General features: G+C 61.8%; 8 protein-coding genes and 1 riboswitch. All 8 genes read right to left on the bottom strand.

The features are described from left to right. Nucleotides 1-71: 71 nt before the first annotated feature. Nucleotides 72-1,802, bottom strand: coding sequence for a putative porin (locus ACR2R1_RS18650; RefSeq protein ID WP_077730073.1), 1,731 nt, complete (start codon nt 1,800-1,802; stop codon nt 72-74). Between the two features lie 35 nt (nt 1,803-1,837). Beyond that, entirely contained in the window at nt 1,838-2,500 is a 663-nt protein-coding gene (locus ACR2R1_RS18645; RefSeq protein WP_156881686.1) for a TonB family protein, read from the bottom strand. A gap of 21 nt (nt 2,501-2,521) precedes the next feature. Further along, on the bottom strand, nt 2,522-2,926 hold the full coding sequence (locus ACR2R1_RS18640) for an ExbD/TolR family protein (protein WP_077730071.1): 405 nt from the start codon (nt 2,924-2,926) through the stop codon (nt 2,522-2,524). A 3-nt stretch (nt 2,927-2,929) separates the two neighbouring features. After that, nucleotides 2,930-4,744: a DUF2341 domain-containing protein gene (locus ACR2R1_RS18635; RefSeq protein WP_156881685.1), complete on the bottom strand. Its 1,815-nt coding sequence runs from the start codon at nt 4,742-4,744 to the stop codon at nt 2,930-2,932. Between the two features lie 143 nt (nt 4,745-4,887). Beyond that, complete coding sequence (locus ACR2R1_RS18630) at nt 4,888-15,078, bottom strand: filamentous haemagglutinin family protein (RefSeq protein ID WP_434111404.1); 10,191 nt, start codon at nt 15,076-15,078, stop codon at nt 4,888-4,890. Between the two features lie 42 nt (nt 15,079-15,120). Continuing rightward, nucleotides 15,121-16,713 carry a ShlB/FhaC/HecB family hemolysin secretion/activation protein gene (locus ACR2R1_RS18625; RefSeq protein WP_434114267.1) on the bottom strand — a complete coding sequence of 531 codons (1,593 nt, stop codon included), beginning with the start codon at nt 16,711-16,713 and terminating at the stop codon, nt 15,121-15,123. A 264-nt stretch (nt 16,714-16,977) separates the two neighbouring features. After that, nucleotides 16,978-18,546 carry a hypothetical protein gene (locus tag ACR2R1_RS18620; RefSeq protein ID WP_434111402.1) on the bottom strand — a complete coding sequence of 523 codons (1,569 nt, stop codon included), beginning with the start codon at nt 18,544-18,546 and terminating at the stop codon, nt 16,978-16,980. 31 nt (nt 18,547-18,577) lie between these two features. Continuing rightward, on the bottom strand, nt 18,578-19,348 hold the full coding sequence (locus ACR2R1_RS18615) for a VPLPA-CTERM sorting domain-containing protein (RefSeq protein ID WP_434111400.1): 771 nt from the start codon (nt 19,346-19,348) through the stop codon (nt 18,578-18,580). Nucleotides 19,349-19,508: 160 nt separating this feature from the next. Beyond that, nucleotides 19,509-19,586: riboswitch (cyclic di-GMP riboswitch) on the bottom strand. Nucleotides 19,587-19,611: the final 25 nt, after the last annotated feature.

Raw genomic sequence — 19,611 nt, 5'->3', positions numbered from 1 at the left:
ACCCGCCATCGATGGATTTCGCTTCGCTCTACCCATCCTACGATGAATGTTCTATCGAATGCCGAATGGAATTAGAACCGCGCGTTCAAGTCCACCAGCAGCACGTCGACCCCGAACGGAGGACCGTCGATTTCGTCGGCCGAGAGCCAGCGGATATTGGCCCAAGTGTTTTTCGCCAAGCCATATACCATGCCGGCCATCCATCCTTTCGCATCGGTCCCGGCCAAGTGGAAATTGGAGTCCGTGAACGCATCCAGTACCGAATCTCGCTCGAGATACTTGTATGCGAAGAAAGTGCTCCAGTCGCCGAATTTACGGATTTCCGGCCGGCCCACGTCGAGACGGACCTGAAAGGCGGTAGTCTTGGGCTTGATGGTTTCTCCGGTACGTTTCAGGATTTCCTTTTCATCAAAGCCGATGTTCTCCGAGTAATTGGCAGTGAACATCACGTGGTTTTCGCCGAAGCCACCGTAATCCAGGGCAAACATTGCATCTACGATATTAAAGTCGGATGCAAGGCCAACCAGACAAACGATTTCATTGACCGCGCACCCGTCTGGATCATTACCGGGACTGCGTATCGCAGCCAAACTATTGCCCTTGGTGAAGAATTCCGGCGCCGTCCAATCATTCCTGCGGCTACCGAGCGCATTGGGCTGCGCCACGATATTCTTGTAGTCGTAATAGGCAACGCCCGCCTTCACCCGAGTGTTGGTACCGAAAAGCCAATCCAGGCCGCTTTGTGCCGCCCACAGCCACTTGTCCTGAGATTCCAATTCGATTTCCTGCAAGGGAAAGGCGCCCAAGGTTAGGAAGGCCGTGTTAGGCGTCGAAAATCCCATATTGATTTGACGGTACTGAGGCCCCGACCTGAAGAAGTCCTGGGCAAGCTCTGCCTTGGGTCCGATAGGCAGGCGGAACGTGCCGGCGAAACCTTCGAAACTGAGGTCCGGGTCGAACAGGTTGTCCGTGGAAAGCCATGGATTGGCGAAACGCCCGGCCCATACGGTAAACCAGTCCGTTCCCTTTCCGTCCACGTGGTCGTATTGAAGAAAGGCCCGATCCAGCGCCACCTCATACTGTTTCCCGTATTGTCCCAAGGTTTGGTTGATGGAAATCGGGCTGCGATCGTTGCTGGTGGCCAGGCGAATGCCAGCTTTGAAGTGATCGGCGATTTGCGCCTCCAGTCCAAGGCGCACGCGAATTCGGTAACGCTGCCGGTCGACCGTGGTATTCAGGAAGGCATCCTCTCCCGCAGCAGTGATGCCGCCATCTTCATTGATTACCGGCCAGTTGAGATAACTGCCTTCCTGATTGTCGTCCGCAAATAACTGATCCTCGAAACGCACGCGAAAATCGCCCGACAACTTGAACCGGTTCACCCAATCCGGCAGAGCCGCCGGCACGCCCCATTTTTCCGTCTTGGCCTGGGACTTGACTTCCTTTACCACTTCGTCGCGCAGTTCCTTGCTCACCTCGGCGCGAATCTCGTCCTTCACGAAATCAGGGACGTAGGTCACCCGTACCGGTCCCGGCTTGCCCTTGTCCGGATTACCCTGTTTTGCAGCGACCTGCTCTTCCTTCGCGGCTTCCGCCTTGGCTTCCGCCGCAGCCTTGGTTTCCGCCTGCTTGATCATGTCCTCCGCTTTCGATTTGTCGATGATTCCCTGCTGCACCAGGATGTCGATCAAATTGAGCGTGGTGTTCTTGAGCTTCAGCAGTTCTTCTTTTTCTCCCGCCGCCGCGGTGGACGCCAAAATCAAGGCCAAAGGCGCGGCGAGCAGCTTGCGGTCTGCTTTCATGGAATTCCCCAAGTCGTGTTATTTCTGAGTCTGTTTTAGGAGCGGATGCGGATCTTCACCGGCTGCGGCATGTTCTCCGGAGGAGCTTTGAGCCTGGAGCGGAGTGTCCCCAAAGCCGAACGCAAGGCTTCGTCCACATCGCCGTCCCCGCTGGAAGAGGCCAGTTCGGCACGGGAAACGCTTCCGTCGGCGCCGATCCAGATATTCGCAATCACCGAAATCTTCTTGTCCCGCGCCTTGCTCTGGCTCAGCTTCTCCCGCAGTTCGTCCGCGATCTGGCGCTGCAACTGCTGGCCGTACCAGATGATGGCGTTGCCGCCGCCTCCCCCGATGAGCCCCCGTCCGCCTTTCTTGCCGACCAGCCCGAAAGCGTCGGACCCGGCGGCACCCTCGGCGTCGACGCCCAGATCCTCGCCGGGAGGCGGTTCATCCGCTTGCTGCTCGGGTTCCGGCTCGGGCTCCGGTTCCGGTTCTTCGATCTTCTCCTCCTTGATCTCCGGCTCCGGCGGCTTTTCCTCGGGCGGTGGCGGCGGAGGTGGCGGGGGCGGTTGGATCACGGTGATCTGCTGGACCTGTTTCTTGGTCTGCACCGGCTTTTCGAAAAGGTCCTTCAGAAAAAAAACCGCCACCGCGATCAGGACGATCAGAACCCCGCCGATCCCGAGCGGCAGATAGCGAAGCCAGGTTTTCTTGCTCATGGCGGGCGACGAAGAGGAGCCTTACTTCACCAGCTTCTGCGTCACCAGACCGAGCTGGCTGATCTGCAGGCGCGTGACCACGTCCAGCACGTCGATGACCTTTTCATACTGGATGGCGGCATCGGCCTTGAGCACCACCGGAAGGTCCGGCGTGGCCGCCTTGTACTGCGACAGACGGGTTTCGAGCTCCTGAAGGCTGACCGGATAGGTGTCCAGATAAATGGTGCCGTCCTGGGTAATCGAAATCGCCTTGGTCTTCGGCTTGGACAGAGCGGGCGTGGCGCTGGCCTTGGGCAGATTGACGGTGATGCCTTGCACCGTGGCGGTGGTCATGATGATGAAGATCAGCAGCAGCACATAGGCCACGTCCAGCATGGGCGTGATGTTGATGTCGTCGTAGACCTTCTCTTCGGATTCGACTTTCATGGCTTATCCCCCGCGGTGACGCTCGGCCAGGCGCTCCGACACCATGGCCAGAAACTCGTCGGTGAACACCCGCATTTCCGCGGTGAGATCCTTGATTTGGGTGAGCAGGTAGTTGTAGCCGAACAGGGCCGGGATAGCGACGGCGAGACCCGCGACGGTGGCGAGCAGCGCGCCGGAGATACCGGGCGCGATGGAGTTGATGTTGACGTCGCCTGTGGCGGCGATCACGGCGAAGGTGATCATCACCCCGAGCACGGTACCCAACAGGCCCAAGAACGGGCCGCCGGAGATGGCGATAGTGAGCAATACCATATTGCGGTTGAGCTTTTGCCCCTCGCGCACCACCGCCGCGTCGAGCCGCGCCCGCAGAACGTTGAGCGCCTCGTCGGTCAAGGGTTGGTTGGCCAAAGTGCCGAAGCGCTTTTTGAGCTCCTGAACCCCCGCGTGGTAGACGTGGTAGACGGGAGAACTCTGGAAGTGATCGTGCTTGCCCACCACCGCGGCAAGAAAATCCGATTCGCCGAGTTCCTTCTCCTCCTCGGTTTCTTCCTGATCCAGCGCTCCGGGATCGGCGGAAGCGTCCATGTTCCGGTATTGGTCGAGGAAGGCGCGGTTGTCCTTATTGGCCCTGGAGATAGCCAGCCCCTTGGTGACCATCACCAGGGCGCTGATCACGAACATGACGCCGCACAGGGCGATCACCACCCAGCCGTCGACGGTCAGACTTTGCAGGATGATGACGAAATAATTGGGACCGCCCGCCCCTTGCTTGGATTCGTCCTGGCCAAAACCGAGAACGTTGAAATCGGCGCTTTGGCTGCGCGCCAAGAGCTTGATCCAGTCGGCGGTACGCGCCGTGTTGGCAATCTGAACTTCGTCCAGAAAGCCGATGAGGCTATCGCCTGCGGCGCCGGCGCCCAGGGTCACCAGCGGATTCATCGGCCCCGCCGAAGCCGGCGACTCGCCCGCCTTGTTGCCGTCCAGGTACAGTTCCAGCTTGTCCGTCCGCAGAACCACGGCGATGTGCTGCCACTTGCCGAGTTGCAACGGCGCGGGAGGCGTCTCGACCCCTTGGCCGTTGTTCGCATATTTCGCGACCAGGCCGGTGTCCCGAACCGATAGCTCCAGCGCGTTCTCGCCTTCCGCCGCGTGCAGGACATAAGCCTCCGGCTGGGCCTGATCGATCTTCAGCCAGGCGGAAAAGGTCCAGCCTTTATCGGGCGAGAGTTGCAGAGCCGGATTGGCATTGATCGTAATGCCGCCCGCTCCGGTGAATTTGGCCGCTGCGCCGATCCAGCCCGCCGGCTCCGCCGCGGCCTTGGAATCCGCCGCATGGTTGCCGTAGGCGGTGGCGTCCTTTGGCATCGGGTCCGTCTCGTCGAAATGCAACACCAGCGCCTGATGCACGTCGTAGGTCCCGTTCGCGTCGCCGCCATCCGGCGCTTCGGCGTTGCCGTAATACATCCAGATCGAATCGGTGCTGATCCCGCCGCGGAACTGCGGCGCCTTGACCCAGACCAGGGCCATCTCGTTGATCGCGTCGAACTTCTCGACGTGATACTTCAAAGGCGTCTTGTCGTCCGCCATGAAGCGAATATCCTTGCCGTTTTCGGCCAGGTCCATGAAGTAGGCGAAGTTTCCGGTATGCAGGCGGACCAGCACCGGGAACTCGGCCAAGGTCTCCTGGATATCCGCGCCGGTAGCTCCGCCGTCCAGCGAAATCTGTTTGCGCGACGACCAGGCGTCGTTCCACCAGGCGTGAACGATGCTCGGAACGAGCACCAACCCCAAGGCCAGAGCGTAGACCCTCACTTTCATGTAAGTTCTTGTATTTACTGATTTTGAAAGCATGTATTGTGTTACATCAATGTTTCAGATACGTGACGATTTCGCCCCGATCGGGATGCCGAATTCAGGCACCTGGAGCGGAAAATCACCCGTCGATATCCCTGGATCGGAGATCAACTGCAGCCCGCCTTGCCATCCCTCACGTCGCCCACGCTGCAGTTGCCGAAGCCGATGACTTCCGTAGTAATCACGCTCAGCCCGGACTTGGCCTGGCCGGATTGAGCCTGCTGGCCATCGCCCGAACCGCCGACATTGGCCTGGTCCGTAGCCTGTTTGGCAGCGCCGGTTGCAGAATTGTCGACTCCTGCCGGTACAACCGGAGGGGGAGGGGCCGTGGGAACGCCAACCGTTCCCTGGGACGCCTGGATATTCGAGGCACCAATAACCGCGGTGGCCGCGATGACGACCTGGCCGCCGCGGATGCCCGCCTCGCCCGCATTCACCACGCCTTTCGGCGCTGCCAGAATGACCGATCCCTCGGGTTTGTCCGGCGTGCTGACGATCGCCTGGATGCCGCTGCCCGACACGATGGGAGGGAATATCGTTTTTTGGTTTCCTTCCTCGTCGAAGGTCGTAATAGGAGGCGGTGCTGAAATAGCGGCTTTCGCCCCCCGCCCGGCGTCGATGTCGCCTTCGGCCGACCAGATCACGATGTCGCCGCCGTCCATGGTAAACACGCGCGACTCATTGACCTGGAAATCTCCTTTGACGAAAGCGTTCAGGTCCCCCTCGCGCTGCACGACGATGCCGAGTTCGCTTGCGTCCTTGGCACCGGTAAACGCCACCGCCAGACCGGCGTTCACCAGCCCGCCCGGAACGGTAATATCGATGTCGCCGCCATCTAGCGTCTTGATCTTGCTGAAGAACAGTTTCAGATCGCCTTGGTATTCCTTATCCGGGAATAGCGTTTGAATCGCGTCGAAACCTCTCTTGTACTGCCTTGCGCGTTTGGCTTCGTCGCTCTCGGCCGCCGCCGCGGAGGCGGATTGGCGAATTTCGTTGAAGAGAATTTTCAGCAGCTCGCGCCGTTGACGCTCGATGGGCAGGGTCTTGAAGTAGGCCAGCGAAGCTTCGGGATCTCGTCCGCCGATGTCCAGCTTGTAGCTCCCGGAATCCAGATAACGCGCCATAAACGCTTCGACGTCCATTTTTCCGGCCAATCCGGTCTGCACGATGATGTTCGCGCCGCCGCTGCCCAAGGCCGGGTTGAACAATCCGCCGATGGTGGAAACGCCGTTCGACGACCCGAGATCGATGCTTCTCCCGGCGAGCAGTTGCAACTCGCCGGGACCCGCCAATTCAATCTGGTAGTCTACGTTCGCCAATCCGCCGACGGGATTGCGCGGGGACCTGAACCGAATATCCCGTCCGGCGTGAATGACGGTGATATCGTCGTCCCTCAGGTTCTGCCCCTTGAAGGTGAAATCGCGTATATCCCCCCCGGCCTTGATGACCGCAGCTTTTGGCGTGTACAAGCGGAGCTCGTTGCCGCGTCGGAACGCAATATTCCCGTGCTCCGCGACGACCCGCACCGGAACCGTATCGGACGCATGGACCGGCACCGCTGCGTGAATGAGCTCGGCGCGTCCGCGCGGATCGAACCGGGCGTCCGCCGTGGTATCACTGCCGGACATCACGGATGCCGGAATTTGCGGATTCGGGAGAAGCGCTGGATCGGCGTCGGACATGTTGATGTCGACGAACCCCCCTCCCGCCCCGGTGCTTATGTTATTGGCGGCGAGGAGCTCAAGCTGTCCCCGCGCAGCGGGATACATCTTGAACGAACGCTCGATCGAAATATCGCCGGAAAAGGCGGTGGCCTTGAGCGTCCCCGGATAAATCGACGCGGCGAATTTGCTCTCCGACGTCAAGCTCCCCAGGGCCAGCCGGTCGGTATCGTTCTGCAGCGTCACCTTGCCGCCGACGGACGACAAATCGATCGCACTGGCATCGCTGTAAGTGAAGAAATAGCTTTCGATTCCCGAAATATCCGGCTTCTTGATTTGTTCCAGAACCGTCGGATTGAAGGCCGCGCCCAAGGTGAGATTCTGCCGGGCGGAAAGCTCGAATTGGGAGGACCCCAGCGCCACTACCGGAGCGAGACCGTTCGCCCCGATCCCGAAATTGCCGCCGGCCTGCATGCGCCCCTCGCCAAGACCGGTGAAATAGACACCACCCAGGAGATCCTTGCCGGCCGAAACATCGATATTGCCGCCCCCCTGAACCACGAACTCGTTCGTCAGGAAGTTGACAGGGTCGTCCGGGCTTGCACGTTGCCCCACCGGCTTGCCGGTCGTGGGAACCATGACCGACAGATTCTCCACGCTGCCCCCGGCGCTGACCCGGACGTTGCCCCCGCCCAGGGCGCCGACGTTCTGATTGAAAAACCGGCTATCCGGTGCGTCGGGATCCCCGCTCAGATTGATGCCCCACATGGTCGGCCGTTCCTCGGTGTGGTCGTTCCGACGACTCCAGTCGCCGGTCCGCACCAGCCAATCGGTCATCAATTGGCCGGTAGCGGCGCCCTTAATGTTGCCGCCGGCTTTGATCGCGATATCGCCGCCGTCGACCGGATATTCCGCATAGAATCCTAGCGCCACCAGCAAATCGTCCATCGAGCCATAGCGCCGATCGGCCGCCGGATCGTCCGAATCCCCATCGGTCGGACGGCCGACGGTATAGACCGCCGCGGCGCGATCAGAGTCGGTGGCTCCTTCCTCGAACACGATATCGCCTCCCGCTTCCAGCGTGATGGTGCCGGTGCCCGTGCGAACCACCTGATTGGCCGCCAGATTGATGTTATTCGCGGCGGTCAGACGATAGCTCCAGGAATGTCCGGATTGCAGAAAATCCTGATAAACGGGATACCCGAAACCGAAGGGGTCCGGCAACGATCCGGGCGCGAAGGCGTCGGTCAGCGACGCCTCGACATCGATGTTTCCTTCGGTTGCGTTGAGAGTCAGGTAACCTGGAATGCCGTCCGGATGCCACGATGGATAGTCCGAGGCGAAATCCCAGGTCGACACGAGCTTCAGGTTCGCTCCGCGCACTTCCACCCCAGGAGTTAGCTTGATCGCTGCCCCGGATTCGTCTACCAACGCGGGCGGAGTGGCCATGAAGGTCTCGATATCGCTCCGGAAGGCTTCGATTCGGGCCGCGTTGATGTCGCTCTCACCCTCGAACACCCGTGTCGCTTCCAGATCCGCCTGCGACGCACCCGTGATTTTCGTGCGGATGTCCGTCACGGCGACGTTCCCTCCCGCGTCGCGCCCGCTGCGAAGATGCAAGAATCCGCCGGCGCCGCCGCTGCCGCCCGAGACGTCGATCAAGCCGCCGGACGCGGACAAGTCGAGCAGGCCCGATCCCGCGTCGTCGGGATGCACCGTATCCAGCGTCACGCGGCCGCCGCGCTCGCCTTCGCCGTGTGCGGCGGCTCGTAGACGGGCGCCGCCACCGAGCACGATCCCGTTGCGGGCCGCGATCTCGATCTCCCCGCCTTCCGTTCCAGACGCGTCGATCTCGCCCGAGATATCGACCGCGCCGTCGTCCGCCCGCAGGCTGAACCGGCGGGCAAGGACAACATCGCCCCCGCCGATCGCGACGTCGCCGCTACGCTGACGCAGATCGATTTCATCGGCAAAACCCGCATCGCGCAGATGAGCATTGAGCGCCGAGAATCCGCCGGGCCCGAAGTCCATCTCATCCAGCATCAACGAGCCCTGCCGGTAACCGTCGGCCGCACCCGCGGTGACCTGCCCTTCCCAGCGGAAGGTTCCGTGCGGTGCCCGTATGTTCAGGAGGCCGGCATCGCCGCCGCCTACGGCCCCCGCCAGATTGACCGATGCTCCCGATGCGAAATCGATATTCCCCGAGTTCGCGACCAGATTCAGCCGACCGGCCGGAGCGAACCGGACCTGATCATCGAATTTCACGCTTCGTCCGGAAAGGTCGATACTCGAGCCGGCTCCCACCAAGATATCGCCGGTCAAGGCGATGAGATCCAATGCGCCGCCCGGCAAATCGAAACGGCCTTGCTGCACGATCGCGTCGGCGGTAATCGACCAGGCCGCGCCCAGCGGCGCCGAAGTGGAATCGGGAACGTTGCCGGTCGTCCGGACTGCCACGGTGTGACCGCTCGCATCGATCGTCGTCGTCGATCCCGACGCCCCGGTGATCCGGCCGGCCGCGAGAACGAGGTCGCCGTCCGCCGAATAGTTTCCCTCTCCCTGCCCGCCGAGGTTTTCCGCGGCGTTGAGAGCGACCTGCCGAAATCCGGACAGCGCGAAGTTTCCGCCGCCCAGCGTGATGTTTGCGGCATCCAGCGTCAGCGTCCCCTCCCCGTTTCCCGCTCCGGCAGTCGCCGGGGAGGAAGTATTGGCCAGATTGATCGCCTCCGCCGAAATCCTTGCTTCGTCGGATACCTCGGCGAAGCCCCGCAATGCTGCGGCATCGATGGTAAGCCGCTTCAGACCGACGGAAACGCCGTCGTAAATATTGACGTCCGAGCGACTGGTCAGAATCAGGTTGTTCGCGCCCAGGGCGCCCACCTGCCCGGACGACAGGACCAAACCGCCCGTACCGGCAGGAGCCTCGCCCAAGCTGATCGCGCCGGCGCGGAACTCCAAGTCTCCTCCGGGAATTTCGACGGTTCCGTGGAACACGGTGTCCTTGGTGGAGTCTAGGAGAATCGAACCGGAAGACTTGAGGAGGGCTCCGGCTTCGACGGTCAAAGTCCCGCGGGCTCCGCTGACGGCCTTGTCCCTCGTGACCGTCGCAAGACCCGACGACGATACCCGGACCAAGGCGCCGTTGCTGTCCGCAGCTCCGGTCTTCGGATCGTTGCTCACCAGCAGGGTTTCGCCCGACGATTCCGTTTTGCCGACGCTCTCCACCGCCGCACCTTGTGCGATAGTCAGATTTTCCCGTGCGGCGAGAAGGAGTTCCTGTCCGCTCAGCCGCGCCCCGCTGCCAACGATCACCGAGCGCGAATTGACAGAGAGCCTTCTTCCCGTGTTTTCCCGGCTCCGGGAACCGCCCAACATGATACTTCCGACGTTCAGGTCATTGAGTTCCTCGGCGACCAAACCGACATAGCCTTCTCCGATCGCCGCGAGGTCCTCGCGGCGCCCCACCACCGCCAGCCGGTCGGCGCCGATATCCAGACGCCCGCCGAGCCCTCCCGAGGACGAAGACGCCAGAACCGTCCCGCGTAAAGACAGGCTGGCCTCCGCGAACACGGCGACGGTACCCGCGGAAGCGGACAAGTCCGGTACCGGCTTTTCTTCGGCTGCGGCTTTCTCCTCGAAGAACTCGTTAGCCAGATACTCCTGATATTCGGAGCGTGTTCTGGCGATGTCGCCGGTCTCCACGGCGAATCCGCTCCAGCGGGAGTCGCGGATGGCCGTTCCCGCCGCCTCCCATTGCCCGGCGACGATGGGTACGCCGTCGAGCCTGCGCGCGACCGAACCCGGCGTGACGTCCTGCGTTCCCGGCTCCGGCGAGATCAGGTAGGCGCCGGGCAGCAAGGCGTAATGGGCGGGCAGCAGTGTGTAGTGGCCTTCCGGCAGGCCCGATCCCCCGGCGAGGTAAACGCTGTCCCCGACCGTCAGGCCGGAGCCCGGAAATTCGATGGGATCATAAGGAGTCATGAGTCCGTTAAGACCGGGAATCACCGCAAACGACGGCCTATAGGCGAAACTGCCGTCCAGGAACCCCGGGTCGCCCGGATTCAGCCAGTCGACGGAACCCCCTTGTCCCTTGACGAATTCGAAGGCATAGAGATCGCCGCTGCCGGAAATGTCCACGGTGGCGCCTTCCTGGAGAGCGACCTGGCGGCCTCTCAGATTGATCCGCTTTTCCGGCAGCAGCTCGGTACCCTGTTGCAGGTCACGTTCCAAGCCGAACACGCGGTTGTTATTCTCGGCTAGGGGAAAAATCCAATCGAGACCGCCTTGCGTCCGGCCGAAAGGAACGATCAATCCTTCGCCGGAAACCGAGGCGAGGCTTCCGCTGGTCAGTTCGAGCAAATCGTCGGCGTCGAGCGTCAACGTGCCGAAGGGCGCTTTCAACACTCCCGAGCTGATGATGTTGGGCGCGTTGATAGTCAGGCTGCCTCCCGCCGAGAACACGGGGGAAGAAGCGCGCCCCGACGACTCGATTCGTATGGTGGCGCCCGGCGCATCCTCGACCCGGATCGCATAATCGGTGAGGGTCGCCGGATAGATCTGCGCGGCGCGCAGCTCCAGATCGCCGGCGATCCGGAACTCGCCCTTGTAGTCACGCTGGGCGTTGGCATTCGTAATGATGCCTCTAGCGCGTATATCACCCGAGCTGTTCAGGTTCGCACCGGAAAAGCCCTGGAGACTCGCACCTCCGATCAAGTCGATGGCTTGCGCATTGATGGCGAGAGCGCCGGCGCCGGAAGTCGCCGCCGGAACCACGCGGCTATCGGTGGACCCCAGCGCCGCATAGGCGGCTTCAAGTACGACCCGTCCGGCATCCGTCGAATCCTCCCGCTGCCAGGAAATCTTGGGCGCATCGAGCACGATTTGCCGCTCGGCTGCCAGGGAAACGTCCCCGGAAAACCGTATTTCTCCGACATTGCCGTCACCGTTGGATCTCAGCCTGACGGAAGCGAATCCCCCGTCTTGTATCTGAGCGCTCTCGACCAAGGCCTGTGCGTAGAACCGATCCGGGATTTTGGCGCCCGGAGCGAGACCGTCGGGAATCAGGGTCCGATCCGATGCGGAGACCTCGATGACACGAGGGATGGGAAGCTCTTGGTCGGAATTCGGACCATCGTCCGGGAACGGCACCCCCCCGATGTCCCGCGCTTTGAGGCGTAGACGTTTATCCAGCTCGATATTGAGACTGCCGCCGCCGGCGTTTGCGCCGCCTGATGCCGCGCGGAAAGAGCCGTCCCAGAGAATGCCCTCGGCTGCGGTCAGGTTCACCGTGCCGCCGCGCGAAGCGACCAGCCGGGGAGTGATTTCAAGGCCCAGGCCGCCGCTCGTTCTTTCGAGAATATCCAGCGTGCGGGAAGAGCCCGAGGCATCGATCAGCGAATCCTCCTGCGCGAGAATATAGCCGCGGCCGGCGACGAGACTGATTTTGCCGCCGGGCAGCAGTTCGCCCTTGCGAAGCCCGAGAGGATCCAGCTCCGGCTTGAAAGCGCCGCGCGCCAGCAACCGGCTCCCGGTCTCCAGCCAGATCGCCTGGGAGTCGTTGAAGCCCCGATCTACGTTCGGTTTAGTGATTCGGAGCGAGATTTCACCCGAAGGGGCGTCTATCGTGCCGCCGAGGGCAATCCCCGTATCCGAAGCCAAGGCCACTTTTCCGCCCGCATCGGTGCGAATTTCGGCGCCGCGTTGAACGGTCAGCCATTCCTTGCTGTCGTAAGTATTCGCCTGATCGACCGCCAGGCTCAGGATAGCGGCGGGGCGGAGAAATTCCGGCAACTCCACGATGCGGCTGTACACGGCCAAATCCCCGCCGTCGGGCAGCGACTCGAATCCCTTCCCCAACTCCAGTGTGCGCACCAAGGGATGGACCAGCCCCGGGGTGACGGTTATGCCGAACACGTTCGACGTCAGCCGGTAATCCGTAAACCCGCCTCGCTGGAAAAAATCGGACGGCAGCACCAGCGGCTTCAACACGGAACCGGCATGCGGAACCACCGGCCCGTCGCCGATGGCGATCTCGTTGGTGGTCAGGCTCAGGGTGCCGCTCCGGTCGATGCCGAATCCACGCAAATCCCCGTCCAAGACCAGACTCGCGCCGTTCAAACCGGTCGCGGCCAGACTGATATCGCCTCCCCGGCCGGCGGTAAGGCGGCCGTCCGCATCCAGCCAAGCCCCGCCGCTCACGTCGATTCGGCTGCCGGCCTCCAATACCAGATCCCCTTCCCTGGTCTTGATCGCCACCGTTCCGCCGTCTATGGCAATCGGAGAAAAGCGGTTGCTTCCCGGAAGATCGGGCGTATCGTTCACCCATGCTCCCCGTGCATCGATCGCCGCGCCGGAGGCCAGCGTGACCTCGCCGGACGTCGGTGTCCCCGCGCTCCCGAGAGATTCGAGACTGATCGATCCGGAGGGGATGCCAATCTCGCCGGCTACGTCGATTCGGTCCCCTGTAAGCTTGAGGCTGCCGCCGGCCGGAAGCGCCAGACGGGCGTCGTCCTGTATCGTGATTCCCCGACTGCTTTTCACGGCCACATGCCGGGACTCCGAATTCGCCAGGGCGCCGGTGTCCAGCACCAGGGGCGCGGGGATGTTTTCGCTGCCCGACCCGCTCTTCGGAAACTCATCTTTCTCGCCGATATCGCGAACGATGTGGTCACCGGCAAAGACGACCGCCTGCCGCCCCTGGCCGATGCCTACGTCGATCGTCAAGGAACTTCCCGGCACCCGCTTCCCGACGGTGCGCTGCAATCGGCCGTCGACCGTCTCTCCGCGCAGTACTCCGTCCAGCGCCACGCGGTAGCCGCTCAGTTCCAGAGCTCCGCCGGGCTTTCCCTCCACGTAGCCCGCCTCGAAGCGGCCGAGACCGAGCGGCCCCGGAATCGACCAGCGGCGGGTAATGCCCCACTTTTCGTAAACCTTGATCACTTCTCCGAACACGCCGTCGTAAATGCGGTTCGGATCCGCTTCGCCGATATCGTATAGCCGGCCCTGCGAAATCAGTTTGGTAGTGCTGATGTAGCCGTCGCGATACGAGACCGAGCCGCCCGAATAGTCCAGCACCGCGCCGGGTTTGACGATCACGTCGCCCTCCGAGCGGATTCGGATCGTTCCGCCGGCGGTGCTGCGCTCGTCGATATTCCGTTCGATGCGGGCCAAGGCTCCCGAAATATCGGCGATCTTGATCGGATCGCGGATATCCACACGCACGGTCTTGCCTTTCAGTATCCCGTTTTTCTGCAACGGCGAGTCCCGCAGCTCGAAAGAGCGCAACTCCACCTCCGCCACGTTTCGCTCCATCGGAAGGGAAACGTCTCTCAGGCCGGAAGCATCGATGCGGCTTCCCGACTCCATGTATATCCGGCTGTCGTTCTCGACCCCGGCTACCAGCGGCGTGGCCGGACTTTTCGTAGCGGTTAGCTCGATCTCTCCCGCCGGGGCGTAAACCGTCGAATCCTTGCGAAGCACGATCTTGCTGCCGCTGATCTCGATTTTCGAGCGTGCCTGGGGCTGGGCGTCCACGGCGGTTTTCGACTTATCCGAGTCCGGAATCACCTCCGTAACACTGTTCGGTCCCAGCTCTACCGTAGCTCGTGTCCCAAGTCCGTCCCCGAGATCCTGGACGCGGGCCGTGCTCATCGGGCGCAACAGCTTTCTGCCTCCGCTTTCAACGGTTTGGTGGCCCTCCCGCGCCAGCAAGCGTACCGACCCGTTCAGACTGACCGAGGTGGTAGCCGATACCCGGCCTTCTTGATTGACGGCAAAACCGATCAGGGTGGCATTGCCTCTTTCCGTGATGATCTTGCCGACGTTCTTGACGTCACCCCCGGTCTCAACCTCCACCAGAAGCCCTCGGATGCCGGAATCGGGATCGGCTTCCTGCAGATACACCTTGTCCTTAGCCGCCGCCAGGATCGTCTGGCCGTCCGGGGTCTCGATCGCCCCCTGGTTCACCACCGACGGCGCGGCAATGATGATCCGCCCGCCGGGAGCATTGGTTTTCAATTGAGCGCCCGGCTGGACGAAGATTTGGATTTTGACTTTTTCACCGTTCTGGTCGAAGACGAAACGGCCTTGCGCGTCCTTGAGATAAGTCTCGCCGCCCGCTTGCAGCGCGGCGGTTCCGTCCTGGTCGAACGCCTTGGTAATGCCGCGCTTGAATACGTCCTCGCTGATGTTGAGCGTGGTGGCAACCAGCGAATTGACGTTGACTTGGGCGTTCTTGCCGAATACGAAGCCGTTCTTGTTAACGAGATAAATCTGCCCGTTGGCCGTCAGGGCACCGAAAATGCGGCTGGGGTCGTTTTGATGGATGCGGTTCAGGGCCACCGAGGTAGCGGCCGGCTGATTGAAGTGAACGGCATTCTCCGCGCCGATGTTGAAACTCTTCCAGTCGAGAATGGCTTTGTCCGTCAACTGGTTGATCACCATCGTGCCGCCATTCACGCTGCGGGTGGCGTTTCCCAGGGCCGCCCATACGTCGGCGGCGACCGGCAGCTCGGCATGGACCGGCGGCGGGCTTGCGCTAAGCAAGATACCGCTCGCCATGCATGCCCGCACCGCGGCAGCGAGCGGCTTCAGGGCAATCGTCTTATTCTCGGGTTTATTCCGGTTCTTAACAGACATCCTCTTTACCTCGATACTTGCGCCCGTGGTACTGCCTAGGAATCAGAACTCGTAGGCCACGCGAAAATCCACCCGCTGTTCGCCCACGTCCACCGTGCCCTGCGAATACAGCGGATACCCCCAATCCAGCTCGCCCGTCACATGCTGAAACATCCGAAGCCTCAAACCCGCGCCGGCGGACGCAAGCCGATAAAAGCTCGGATTGGCCGGAAGCGGATCGACGATCCACAGATAGGCCCAGTCGAAAAACGCCAGCGCCCGCAGCTGATGCACGAAACCCCATCCTTCCGCGATCAGCGCCGGGCTTTGCAGTTCGACCGACAGGTTCACGCCATGGTCGCCCAACTGCTGGGTTTGGTAGTAACCCCGGACGCTCTGCGGTCCGCCCACCGCGAACTGCTCGTTGCTGATGAGGGGCGAGTCGGTTACCTGCCCGGCCCCCTTGGCGAGGAACCGCAAGCCGAGCGGAAGCTCCCGCTCGTGTCTCAAATCGGCCGTGAAGTACAGATAATTCGCTCGGGCGCCGAAGCGCTTGTCCTCGAATTCCTTCTGCTCGTTTCCGAGTCCGCGGACGGAAAAATGGGAGGCAAGGCTCATGGCGGTCACGGCGGACTCGTCCCGCCACGTGCCGTCGTAGCTCAAGGTAAAGGGAGCGTAGGTGATGGGCGTGTTCTGCTGATCCTGCCCCACCAGGCTCAGGCCCTGATTGAATTCCTTGTAGTCGAATCCGAAAGTGAGGCTGTGAAAATAGCCGTCGAGCGGCTCTAGCGGTTTCACCACGCGCAAGCCGAAAATGTTGCCGGTACCCACTACCGACAAAGCTCCCGCGGTGGCGATCTGAGTGTTGGAACTGATGCCGACGCCATACAGTGCCAGCCGGGTATCGGCGATTCCGGTGGGCAACACGTAGGTTCCGGCCCACACTTCCACTTCGTCGTAGTTTTCGGGACTTACTTGGTATTGCAGGGACGCGCTATGGAAGCGCTGCCAGAGATTGTCGTAACGCAGCGAGGCGATCAGCCGGGAACGGCTCGTGCCCTCGCTATTGCGGCCGTTCATCTCCACGCTGCCGTGCAGCGGCAATCGGTCCTTCACCTGCAACTCCACTTCCAGCTTGCCCGGCGTCGATCCCGCGCGGAGGATCGGCGTGATCTCCCGGTCCGGCGATTCGCCCCCCAGTTTTGCCAACTGGCCCTGCACCGCCGGCATATTGGGAATCTCCCCTTTTGCGAGTGCCGGCACGCCCTCTCTGATCTTTCCGAGAGAGTAATATCGCGATCCGGTGATCTTGAGCCGCTCCACCTGTCCCTCCGTCACCTGGAGCCGAACGATGCCCTGATCGACGTCCTGTTCCGGAATATCCACCAAAACCGTCTGAAAGCCGGCTTTGTGGTATACCGCTTCGAGCGCCTCCCGAGCCTTCTCCACGTCGTCGATGCTCTTGCCCGGCCCAAGAAAGGGGTAGACCGTCTTTTCGACGGTCTTCGATTCCAGCACGGTATTTCCCTCGACCAGGTATTCCATGACGTCGAAAATCGGCTGTTCCGCCGGAGCTTCTGTCGCCGCATCGGGCGCGGCGGTGCCGGCGCCGGGCGGTTCCGCCCAGGCTTCGCCGAACCCCGACAAGAGAAGCACAAACAAGGACGTGCAACTTATCTTCGGCAAGCTCGAATTCGGAAAACGTATAAACAAGGTTTTTCTACTTCTTCTATCAGCCCCTGCGGGGCACCTTCGCAATCGTGGCTCGCCGGACCGAAAACATCCGTTAGGCCTCTCTTCGATCGCTCGCCGCACAAACGCAAGCGGGGGATGGGCGAAAAGCCCCATCCCCCTTCCCTGCCTTGGCCGCGAGCCGAATGGCCCGCGGCCCTTCAGGCATCCCAGCCGGTCCCTTGTCCTTTACAGATCCAACAGATTTTTGTTGGCAGTGGTGTTGACCGTCGGCGCGCGGCAGTTGTCCAGCGAAGAACCCTGTTTATGGGTCAGGTTGATCGTCGGATTGTTGGCCGCATCGAATGGGAAGGTCTGGGCGTTGGTGCCGTTGGTGCTGAGAGCCAGGAAGCCCGACTGGCCGAACGGATGGTTGAACTCCACGTTCAGGTCTTTCACGATCGACGGCTTGCTGGCGTCCTGAGCGATCTTCTGCAGGATCGTCAGCACGTCTCCCGTCGGGCCGCCCACCGAAGCCTTGCGCCACTGGAAGGTCTGCTCCACCCAGTCCGGGTAGCGGCCGGCAGCGACCTCGGCCAGCGTCGGCGCGGCGCCGTCGATCTTCACGAAGCGGTAGTTCTTGCGGGCAATGGGATTGCCGTTCTTATCCCTGCCGGAGTTCTTCTCCAGGCTCTGGATGCCGATCGCCCAGCGCTTGGACGTGTTACCAGATCCGCCGGTGTTGGTGCCGTCGTTGAAATCGGCCAGGCAGTTGTCCACGTCCCCGGAGCCCGACTGGCCGACGCCGTTCAGGGCGAGGTTGGTCGAGGGCACGATCGGTCCGCTCAAGTTATTGGTACCGCCCACCGGATTGACCGCGCCGCTCATGCACGGATTGTTCAGGAACACCGCGTTGGCTTGCGCCTGCGTGCCAGAACCGTCGACGCGGCGGCAGATGGCCACCTTGTTGTCGGTCAGATTCATGCCGCCGGAATAATTGTCGAAAAAGTTGACGGACGCCGCGCCGATCTGAACCTTGAACCGGTTCCAGTTCTGCACCTTGCCGGCCAGCAGCGAAGCCACTTGCTCGGAGCTGAGGCTGGGCATGCAATCGGGATTGCTGTCATCCCCCAGCGCGCAACCGGCGGGGATCCGGCCCTGGTCCATCTGCGCGTCCTGCAGGGCGGTATAAAGAGACAGCGTTACCGGAATGCCGAACACCAGGCCCGCGGCCGGGGTCACGTCCAGCAAGCTCGAAACCTGGGCGGTCGTGACATCCGGCTGCTTCACGCCGTCCTCCCTGGGCGCGTTGACCCCGCGGAACAGATCCGGGTTGACGTCGCTTACGCCGAGATCCGACTCGTGCAGAATGGTGTCGCCCGCGCTGCTGACTCGGCAGCGGTAGAAGCTGTCGGGCGCGGTCTTGGTGCAGTTGCCGTTGTTGATCTCCATGTGCGTGATCGCCTGATCGAGAATCAGCGGCGTTACGCCCTGCGCCGAGCCGCCCTGAGAACGCTTGTGGAACAACACGTTCGGATTTACGGTGCCGAGGCCGGTCACCTTGGTGGAGTCGAGCCGGCAGAAATAAGCCGAGTGCTGCGCTCCCGGCTTGGACGCGTTGGCGTTGTCGCGGTAGATATCCAGAGATCCGGCCACGCAGAGTTCGGAAAAGAGCGCTTCCACGCCCTTGTCCTGTGCGGTGGCGCCGGATGCCCAGATTTCGATATCCACGGCCGCGCCGGGAGCGAGAGCGAAGGCTTCGCCGGCGCCGAGCAGCGCCGTTGCCGCCATGGCGACAGACAAACGATTGACTTTCATCGAATTTTCTCCGTTAAGGATATTTGGGAGATTACGCTTTCTGGCCGCGGCGGCTGACCAGGGTCAAGCCGGCCAGAGCGGAGCCAAGCAGATAGATCGCCGCGGGAACCGGTACCGGAGAGGAGCCGGCCGGGCCGAATTCCAGGGTGCCGTTGCTCGACAGCAGCCAGCGCCCGGCAATCTGATTGACGATGCCGTCGCTGTCGTCGCCGGTGTTATTGGTCACGTGGAAGAAAAGGGTTGCCAGGTCGACGCCGCCGGCGGTGGAGGCGAACACGCTGGGAGCGGCGCCCATCAGCGGACCCCAGTTGCCGTCGTCCCAGGACTGCGGCAGCCCGTTATCCACGACGCCCGACACGTTGTCGCCCAGCGCGGTGTTCAGTTTGCTGATATAGCCCTGAATGTTGGTAATCGTGGATAAAACATTACCGAAACCGCCGTTGAACGAAGACCCGGTAGCCAGAATACCCCATTGATCGATATTGGCACCGCCCTCGTCGAGGGTGTACACGGCGGCGATGTTGTACTGCAGGTCTGCCTTGCCGGCAAAGCCGGCATAATTGGCGTCAGCACCCAGATTGACGCTGAACGCCCAGTTCGAACCGGCGTTCAGCACGTCAGTGAGTGAAACGTCGAGATCGCGGAAGTAGGTGCGACCCAGGCCGCCGTTCGCGCTGGGATCGAAAATCGACACGAACAATTCGCCCACGTTCGGATACTGCCCATCGCTAATCGACGCTTCTGCGCCGGTGGCGCCCAAAGCCAATAGCACGCCGGCGGTAATCGCTTTCAGTTTGTTCATTTCCATGCCTTGTTTAAAATTGCGGTTGAAAATACCTTGCAGACGTCTTCTCAAGGTTTATCTGCAGGGCCGTTTTCGCCGGTCGCTTTTCGGCGACCGGCTTTTTTGTGCCGTTTTTCAGGCACCGAAAACAAAAAAGCCGGGCTGCCATCAACGTTGGTGTGGCAACCCGGCTATCTTGCAATCAAGACCCGTGGCTTTCCGGCCCCGCCTCGCGACGAGTGTGGCTTTGTCCTAGCAACCCTCCTGGACCGGGCTCCTGC

The organism is Methylocaldum sp. GT1TLB, assembly GCF_051027445.1.
In the GTDB taxonomy this organism is placed as follows: domain Bacteria; phylum Pseudomonadota; class Gammaproteobacteria; order Methylococcales; family Methylococcaceae; genus Methylocaldum.
The sequence above is the reverse complement of the archived record's forward strand: the minus strand, read 5'-3'. Positions and strand labels throughout refer to the sequence as shown.

Bases quoted from the DNA above. Each gene is read 5' to 3' on its own strand.
- ACR2R1_RS18650 (WP_077730073.1), bottom strand. From the start codon at position 1,802: ATGAAAGCAGACCGCAAGCTGCTCGCCGCGCCTTTGGCCTTGATTTTG.
- ACR2R1_RS18645 (WP_156881686.1), bottom strand. From the start codon at position 2,500: ATGAGCAAGAAAACCTGGCTTCGCTATCTGCCGCTCGGGATCGGCGGG.
- ACR2R1_RS18640 (WP_077730071.1), bottom strand. From the start codon at position 2,926: ATGAAAGTCGAATCCGAAGAGAAGGTCTACGACGACATCAACATCACG.
- ACR2R1_RS18635 (WP_156881685.1), bottom strand. From the start codon at position 4,744: ATGAAAGTGAGGGTCTACGCTCTGGCCTTGGGGTTGGTGCTCGTTCCG.
- ACR2R1_RS18630 (WP_434111404.1), bottom strand. From the start codon at position 15,078: ATGTCTGTTAAGAACCGGAATAAACCCGAGAATAAGACGATTGCCCTG.
- ACR2R1_RS18620 (WP_434111402.1), bottom strand. From the start codon at position 18,546: ATGAAAGTCAATCGTTTGTCTGTCGCCATGGCGGCAACGGCGCTGCTC.
- ACR2R1_RS18615 (WP_434111400.1), bottom strand. From the start codon at position 19,348: ATGAACAAACTGAAAGCGATTACCGCCGGCGTGCTATTGGCTTTGGGC.